Source organism: Marinobacter sp. UBA2688, from assembly GCF_002352785.1.
GTDB lineage: Bacteria > Pseudomonadota > Gammaproteobacteria > Pseudomonadales > Oleiphilaceae > Marinobacter > Marinobacter salarius.
Genome location: NZ_DELU01000009.1, coordinates 20931 through 28606, shown reverse-complemented (window position 1 = coordinate 28606; position 7676 = coordinate 20931). Strand labels below are relative to the sequence as shown.

General features: G+C 57.9%; 6 protein-coding genes. 1 reads left to right on the top strand and 5 read right to left on the bottom strand.

Features of this window, described 5'->3' with window-relative positions:
• The 5 genes from B3M52_RS04030 to B3M52_RS04010 all read right to left on the bottom strand — a co-directional run.
• The coding region (locus B3M52_RS04030; protein WP_286748920.1) for an N-succinylarginine dihydrolase at window positions 1-561 on the bottom strand (561 nt) is incomplete at its 3' end.
• A gap of 13 nt (window positions 562-574) precedes the next feature.
• On the bottom strand, window positions 575-2050 hold the full coding sequence (gene astD / locus B3M52_RS04025) for a succinylglutamate-semialdehyde dehydrogenase (RefSeq protein WP_286748918.1): 1476 nt from the start codon (window positions 2048-2050) through the stop codon (window positions 575-577).
• A gap of 5 nt (window positions 2051-2055) precedes the next feature.
• Entirely contained in the window at window positions 2056-3102 is a 1047-nt protein-coding gene (gene astA / locus B3M52_RS04020; RefSeq protein WP_286748916.1) for an arginine N-succinyltransferase, read from the bottom strand.
• 37 nt (window positions 3103-3139) lie between these two features.
• Window positions 3140-4156, bottom strand: a complete 1017-nt coding sequence (locus B3M52_RS04015) for an arginine N-succinyltransferase (RefSeq protein ID WP_286748914.1) — start codon at window positions 4154-4156, stop codon at window positions 3140-3142.
• Between the two features lie 50 nt (window positions 4157-4206).
• The gene (locus tag B3M52_RS04010; protein WP_036208689.1) at window positions 4207-5424 is read right to left on the bottom strand and encodes an aspartate aminotransferase family protein; all 1218 of its coding nucleotides are present in this window, start codon (window positions 5422-5424) and stop codon (window positions 4207-4209) included.
• Between the two features lie 379 nt (window positions 5425-5803).
• Here B3M52_RS04010 and B3M52_RS04005 point away from each other — a divergent pair, with 379 nt between their 5' ends.
• Window positions 5804-7669 carry a copper resistance system multicopper oxidase gene (locus B3M52_RS04005; protein WP_286748912.1) on the top strand — a complete coding sequence of 622 codons (1866 nt, stop codon included), beginning with the start codon at window positions 5804-5806 and terminating at the stop codon, window positions 7667-7669.
• Window positions 7670-7676: the final 7 nt, after the last annotated feature.

Below are 7676 nucleotides of genomic sequence, written 5' to 3'. Positions count from 1 at the left end.
CCCGCCACACAGGCGGGTATGGTTGGCGGCGCCTTCGTCACCGAACTGGCTGACTGAGGGCAACGCCGGGTGGTGGGCAAACCAGGCCTCATCCGCAAAGATGGATTTCAGGGCCCGGCCGGTGACTACGTGCTCAATGGAGCGATGGAACTTGGCGCTCAGGTTCGCCGGTGTGAAGTGCACCCGATGGTCGGATGTGTCCGCGCTCGGTGAAACTGTCGCGGCGTTGGCCGTCCACATGGTAGACGCCGACGATGCCGCCGCCAGGATGGACGGGCTCTGTTTGGCGGCAGCACTGAGAACGTCGCGGTCCGAACCGGTAAATCCCAACGCCCGCAAGGTCGGAATATGCGGGCGTTCATGAGGCGGCAGCACACCCTGGACAAAGCCACGATCCGCCAGACGTTTCATTTTCGCCAGCCCCTGCAGGGCCGCTTCCTTCGGATTGGATACCGAGCGAACGTTGGACTTGGACGCCACATTGCCCCAGGACAGCCCGGCGTAATTGTGGGTGGGCCCTACCAGGCCATCGAAATTGGCTTCTACCGCGTGCTTGGCCATGACTCGTCTTCCGTCAGTCGAAATTTAATCCGGGTGCCAGGTTCTCCGGCACTTCACTCTTCTTCGCCTCCAGCGAGGCCATGGGCCAGGCGCAATAATCGGCGGCGTAATAGGCACTGGGGCGGTGGTTACCGCTGGCACCGACACCGCCAAACGGAGCTGCGCTGCTGGCGCCCGTCAACGGCCGGTTCCAGTTCACTATACCGGCGCGCACTTCGTCCGCCAGTCGCTCGTAGAGCTTGTGGTCGTCGGTCAGGATACCGGCTGACAGGCCATAGCGGGTGTTGTTGGCGAGCTCCATGGCCTCATCAAAACTCTTGTAGCGATAAACCGTCAGCAAGGGACCGAAGAACTCCTCATCCACCAGATCCAGCCCAGTCGCGTCCACAATGCCCGGCGATAGCAGGCCCGTGCCTTCGCGCAACCGTTTCATTTCCAGTAACGACTCCGCACCATGCGTGATCAGGTTATTTTGCGCTGCCAGCAACTTGTCAGCCGCTTCGGGTGAAATGACCGAGCCCATGAACGGTTGCGGTTCGGCGTCGAAATCACCCACGGTAATGCGGCTGACCACCTCAACGAAGCGTTCCAGGAACTGGTCACCCTTGGTACCCTTGGGCACCAGCAGGCGCCGGGCGCAGGTGCAGCGTTGGCCGGCAGACAGGAAGGCTGATTGCAGCGCATGGTGCACGGCACCATCCACGTCGTGGACATTCTGCACGATCAGCGGGTTGTTGCCCCCCATCTCCAGCGCCAGAATTTTCTCTGGTTGGCCACCGAACTGCTTGTGCAACAGGTGCCCGACGGTCGAACTGCCGGTAAAGAACAGGCCGTCCACACCAGGGTGAGAGGACAGGGATTTACCGGTGGCAGCCGCCCCCTGAACCAGATTGATAACACCGGCTGGCAGACCCGCCTTTTCCCAAAGCTTGACGGTCAACTCGGCGACACCGGGGGTCAGTTCACTGGGCTTGAAGACCACGGTATTGCCCGCCAACAGCGCGGGCACGATATGGCCATTGGGTAGATGCCCGGGGAAATTGTAAGGGCCAAACACCGCTACCACACCGTGGGGTCGATGCCGCAACACCGCATGCCCCCCGGCAACGTCGGACTCCGAATGGCCGGTACGATCATGGTAGGCGTTCACGGAGATCCCGATCTTGCCTATCATCGCTGCCACTTCGGTGCGGGACTCCCACAGGGGCTTTCCGGTTTCCGAGCCGATCTGGTGCGCCAGCTCTTCCTTGTGTTCCTCCAGCAGCGTGCCAAATTTTTCCACCAGGGCCTGGCGCTCACTGAACGGGCGCTTGCGCCAGTGGACAAACGCTGAACGGGCTTCACGCACGGCGGCGTCCACGTCTTCGATGCTGGCGCTGACGCCATCCCAGACCGTCTCTCCAGTGACCGGCTGGAGGGATTCGAAAAAGTCGCCATGGCCTTCCAGCCAGAGTCCATCAATAAAGAGTTGACCTGTCAGGTTTGCCATTGTCATTACCTCCTTCCGGTATCTTTCAAAGGGGCCAGCCGCACGAGGTCTCCGGATTCTACTTCCAGCGCCTCGGCCACATCGGCCGGAATACTGACAGTATCGAGTCCTATGCACTCGGCCGGTATGGTGGTTACCCGAAAGTCCCGGAACGAGCGGTTGGATATCATTACCTGTTGCTCCGCCGGGACATCCGTCACCAGCGGCTTCTTACGGATCATAACGTGGCGGTTTATACCTTCGCGCACGGTACGAATACTGTGAATAAAAGCCTCAACCGCCGGGCCACCATCAAAGATGTCCACCATGCCGTTGAAGTTGAAGCCTTCCGCCTGCAGCATTTTCAATGCCGGCGCGGTGTTTTCATGCACCCGACCAATCACGGCCCGTGCAGCGTCCGGTAACATCGGCAGGTAGATGGGGTATTTGGGCATCAGTTCAGCAATGAACGATTTATTGCCAAGGCCCGACAACATGTCCGCCTCACTAAACTCCATGTCAAAAAACTTGCTCCCAAGGGCATCCCACAACGGGCTCTGGCCGTTGCTGTCAGACACTCCCCGCATTTCGGCGAAGACTTTCTCGGAGAAATGCGAACGGAAGTCGTCCAGGAACATGAACCGGCAACGGGACAACAACAGGCCTGTGCCACCGCCCCGATGGGAGCTCGAAAGCAGCAGAGAGCACACCTCTGTGGTACCGGTCATGTCATTGGACAAGTGCAGCGTCGGAGTGCGCACATGCACGTCCAGCTCGCGGGAAGCATTCACCGTCACGCTCAGTCGGTAATTGTAGAACACCTCATCCAGACCCACTCGCGCCTGTATGCCGCTGATGCCCACACACTGTTTGAGCTCGGTATCCTCGAGAGCGAACAGGTACAAGCCAGCCTCTGGTGCGCAGCGCTGGTTGAAGGTTTCCTGCGCATGCTGGATCTTCCTTGCCAGCAGTGCCCTATCCGCGGGCAATGTCGTCAGTCCCTTTCCGGCGCCCTGGGCCATGGCGTACAGGGCGTCGAGGTCGTTCTCCTGCGAGGGTCGGATTACCAGCATTCCGGCCTCCTGTCTGTGCTTGCTGTGCTTGCCCTGTTCATAATGGTGTCACCCGTACCGTGTCACCGGAGCTCAGGCCCAGGTATTCCCAGGTCTTCGGCGACACTTTCACTTCGTCCTGCAGGCTCTCGGCGAGTGGGGTCAGCGTGCTGCGAAAATCCCCGCCGTCACCACCGCAAATCAGGCAGGTTTCGCCATCGTCAGTCGGGGCGGCATGGAGGGTTTTCGGATGACTGGTCACAACAGATCTGAGCGCATCGGTGCGAGCTTCCAGAACCGGCCCGGCATCGAAAATATCGAGATAGCATCCAGCCCGGAACCCTTCGCGCTGAAGTAACTCGTACGTCGCCTGGGTTTGTGAGTGAGGTTGTCCAAGCGCATCCTGTGCGGCTTGACTCAGCAGCGTGACGTAAATCGGGTTGGGCGGCATCAATTCTGCGATAAAGGTTTTGCTCAACAACCCGGAATATTGATCCGCGGTTTCAAAATCCATATTAAAGAAATGTCGCCCCAGACTGTCCCAGAACGGCACCTCGCCGTCTTGCGTCTGCACACCCTGGATTTCCACGACCACCTTATCCGTGAACAGCGAGCGATGGCTGGCGATAAACAGCATCCTGGCGCGGGACAACAGCTCGAAGGCGTCAGTACCACGCAGCTCCGGCCTGATCGCGAAGGAGCACAACAGTGTGTGATCAGTCAGCGCATGGGACGGGTACAGAACCTCCACCCGGCGCGAAACGCCCAGCTCATGGGAAGCATGGATAAGTGCGTCCTGACGGTAATTGTAGAATGGCTGCCCATTACCCGCCCGAGCATCGATACCCGATACGCCCTGCACCTTACCTGCACGGGTGTCTTCCAGTACGAACAGGAACCGCTTGGGTTCGTCGGGCTTATTTGTGCCGGCAAAGGAGCGAGTGGATTGTTCAATCTTGGTGGACAATGCGTCCTGTTTTTTGGGCAGGGTGGATGACATCCGAGGGCCCTGGCCCCCGGCAATGTCGAGTATGTCGTTCAGGTCACCCGGCTGAGCCGGACGTACCAACCACATAGGCGGCTCCCGTATTCATGCTTGTGGTTAATATCGTGGGTTAACGTCTGCTACTTACCACAAACCTTTTTCACACCAGCCTCAAACCGGGCCAGCGCTTCATCAATATCAGGCTCTGGAATGATCAGTGACGGCGCAAGCCGCACGACATTCGGGCCGGCAATCAACACCATCACGCCCTCGTTCAGGCCGGCATTGAGAAATTCCTTCGCCTTGCCTTTCCACTCTTCCGTCAGTACACAGCCGAGCAGCAAGCCAGAGCCACGAACCTCACTGAAGATGCCATAGCGCTCACCAATGTCCATCATCCGCTTCCGCAGGCGCTCCGAACGCGCCCCGACGCCCTTGAGGATGTCTGGCTGGCTCACCGTATCAATCACCCGTTGGGCAACAGCACAGGCCAGGGCGTTCCCGCCATAAGTGCTGCCATGGGTACCGATACCCAGGCTTTTCGCCACCTTTTCTGTGGTCAGCATCGCCGCCACCGGGAAGCCACCACCAAGCCCCTTGGCCGTGGACAGGATGTCCGGCGTTACACCATACATCTGGTAGGCATAGAGGTGTCCGGTGCGGCCAACGCCGGACTGGACTTCGTCGAACACCAACAAGGCATCGTTTTCGTCACAGAGTTGGCGCAGGCCCTTAAGAAATTCCGGATCGCCGGGCATGACGCCACCTTCACCCTGAATAGGCTCTACTACCACTGCACAGGTCTTGTCCTTGGAGATCAATTTCCGGACCGACTCCAGATCGTTGAAATCGGCGTGATGAATGCCGCCTGGCGCAGGCTCAAAACCTTCAAGGTACTTGGGCTGGCCACCGACGCTGACCGTAAACAGGGTGCGGCCGTGGAACGAGCTCTTGAAGGAGATGATTTCATTCTTTTCCGGGCCGAAATGTTCCCAGGCGTAACGCCGGGCCAGCTTGAACGCGGCCTCGTTGGCCTCGCCACCGGAATTGGCAAAGAACACACGTTCGGCAAAGGTCAGATCACACAGGGTCTTGGCCAACCGCAGGGCAGGCTCGTTTGTCATGACATTAGACAGGTGCCAGATTTTTTCGGCCTGCTCCATCAAAGCACCAACAAGGCCGGGATGATTATGCCCGAGGCAGGTCACCGCAATGCCGCCCGCCAAGTCGATGTATTCCTTACCCTCCTGATCCCATACGTGGGAGCCTTCACCCTTGACGGGAATCACAGACCCGGGTGCATAGTTGGGGACCATTACCTCATCGAACAACTCACGGCTGACAGGTTCTCTGTTCATCGGTGTCTCTCAAACAAAACATGAAAAGATACAGTTAATCATACGCCACTCAGGGCATGAGCACATCCGTTGCACTCACCATTCCTTCCCGGCCGGTTTACTGCATACAAGACTCACTGTCACTTGGTGGAACACTGGGACGCAAGTGCTATCGTCGCTAAACAATCGGGCTACGCTAAACAGACGCCGGCTTTCATTCAAGACTACAAATGACGACATCAATGCTGAAAAGCGTATTCAGTTTCGTTTCAGCAACTTCGCCTAACATACCATTAGGTGTGAAACGCAAGAGCTTGCATATGATCCAATGAACGAACTGTTAACCTAATGATTTGAGCTCTCCGTTTTTCAGTTAAGCCAGCAAAGACAGGAGCAAAGCATGAGCTTGAAAAATCAGGGTATGGGACTGTCCAGAAGGCGACTTATCCAAAGCGCGGCTGCAATGGGTTTTCTTGCCGGCTACGACAGCCTTTTGCCTGCGTTTGCAAGAGGCAAACTCGACAACTCTAACGCTCACCACACTGTGCGTAATGGCGCTGACATCTACGACCTGACCGTCGCGAGAACACCTCTCAAGATAGGGGGCAGAGTCTCGGAACAGCCCATCACCATCAACGGCACTCTGCCGGCGCCTCTCGTTCGCCTCAAACAGGGGGGCGAGGCAATCTTGCGTGTCACCAATACGCTATCGGAGGCAACATCCATTCACTGGCACGGCCTGATTCTGCCGTACCAGATGGACGGCGTTCCTGGCGTCAGCTTTCCCGGCATCATGCCCGGCGAAACGTTTGAGTACCGTTTTCCGGTCGAACAGCACGGCACCTACTGGTACCACAGCCACTCTGGCCTTCAGGAACAGCTGGGCCATTATGGGCCGATTATCATTGATCCTGCCGAGCCGGAATCGGTGGCCTATGATCGCGAATACGTTGTGGTCCTCTCCGACTGGACCTTTGATTCTCCCGACGACGTATTCCGCAATCTGAAAGTGGCAGAGGGTTACTACAACTATAACCAGCGCACCGTTGGCGACTTCTTCAAGGATGTTGAAACCATGGGCTGGGATGCCGCGTGGAGCAAAGCCGGCATGTGGGGCAGAATGCGAATGAGCCCCCGGGATATCCTGGATGTAACCGGTTCTGAATATACCTACCTGATGAACGGGTCGCCTTCCGCCAGCAACTGGACCGGGCTGTTCCGTCCCGGCGAGAAAATTCGCCTGAGATTCATCAACGCCTCGGCGATGACATTCTTTGATGTCCGTATCCCGGGACTCCCGATGACGGTTATTTCCGCTGACGGCCAGCCAGTACAGCCCGTTGAAACGGATGAATTCCGTATTGGCGTGGCGGAAACCTACGACGTGATCGTACAACCAACCGACACGGCCCATACCGTGTTTGCCCAGTCACAGGATCGGTCGGGATATGTGCGCGGAACGTTGGCTACCCGCAAGGGAGTGGAGGCGCCAGTGCCGCCCATGTATCCGCGAACCGAGCGCGGTATGGCCGCCATGGGCATGGGCGCGATGAGCATGGGCGCCATGGGCAAGGACGGCGATATGAACATGGACAGCGGCATGGACATGGGTGGCAAGATGGAAATGATGTCAGGCAGCAACGACAAAGCCCATGGCCAAATGATGATGAATGGCGCCGACTCGGGAATGAACAAGATGAGCTCGGACAAAGCAACGATGAATGAGGTCCCGACGGCGGGTCGGCCGATATCCCATGGCCCTGATAATCACGGTCCCGGGGCGGCCATGGTGGCTTCCAGCCCGCAGTCGCGCCTGGATGACCCTGGTGTAGGTTTTGAAACAGCCAGCCATCGGGTGCTGACTTATTCCCAGTTGCAGAGCATTGATGGCTGGCCCGACAAGCGCCCGGCCGAACGCGAAGTGGAACTGCACCTTACCGGCAATATGGAACGTTACATGTGGTCGTTCGACGGCAAAAAGTTCTCTGAAGTCGATGGCCCGGTCAAGTTCTACCATGGCGAGCGCCTGCGATTGATCCTCGTCAACGACTCGATGATGGATCACCCCATTCACCTGCATGGCATGTGGATGGAACTGGAAACCGGTGCGGGTGAGTATCGTCCACGCAAACACACGATTTCCGTCAAACCCGGCGAGCGTGTATCCGCGCTGATTACGGCGGATGCACCGGGTGACTGGGCTTTCCATTGCCACCTGCTGTACCACATGGACGCAGGCATGTTTCGTGTCGTGTCGGTCGTTTAACGGGATA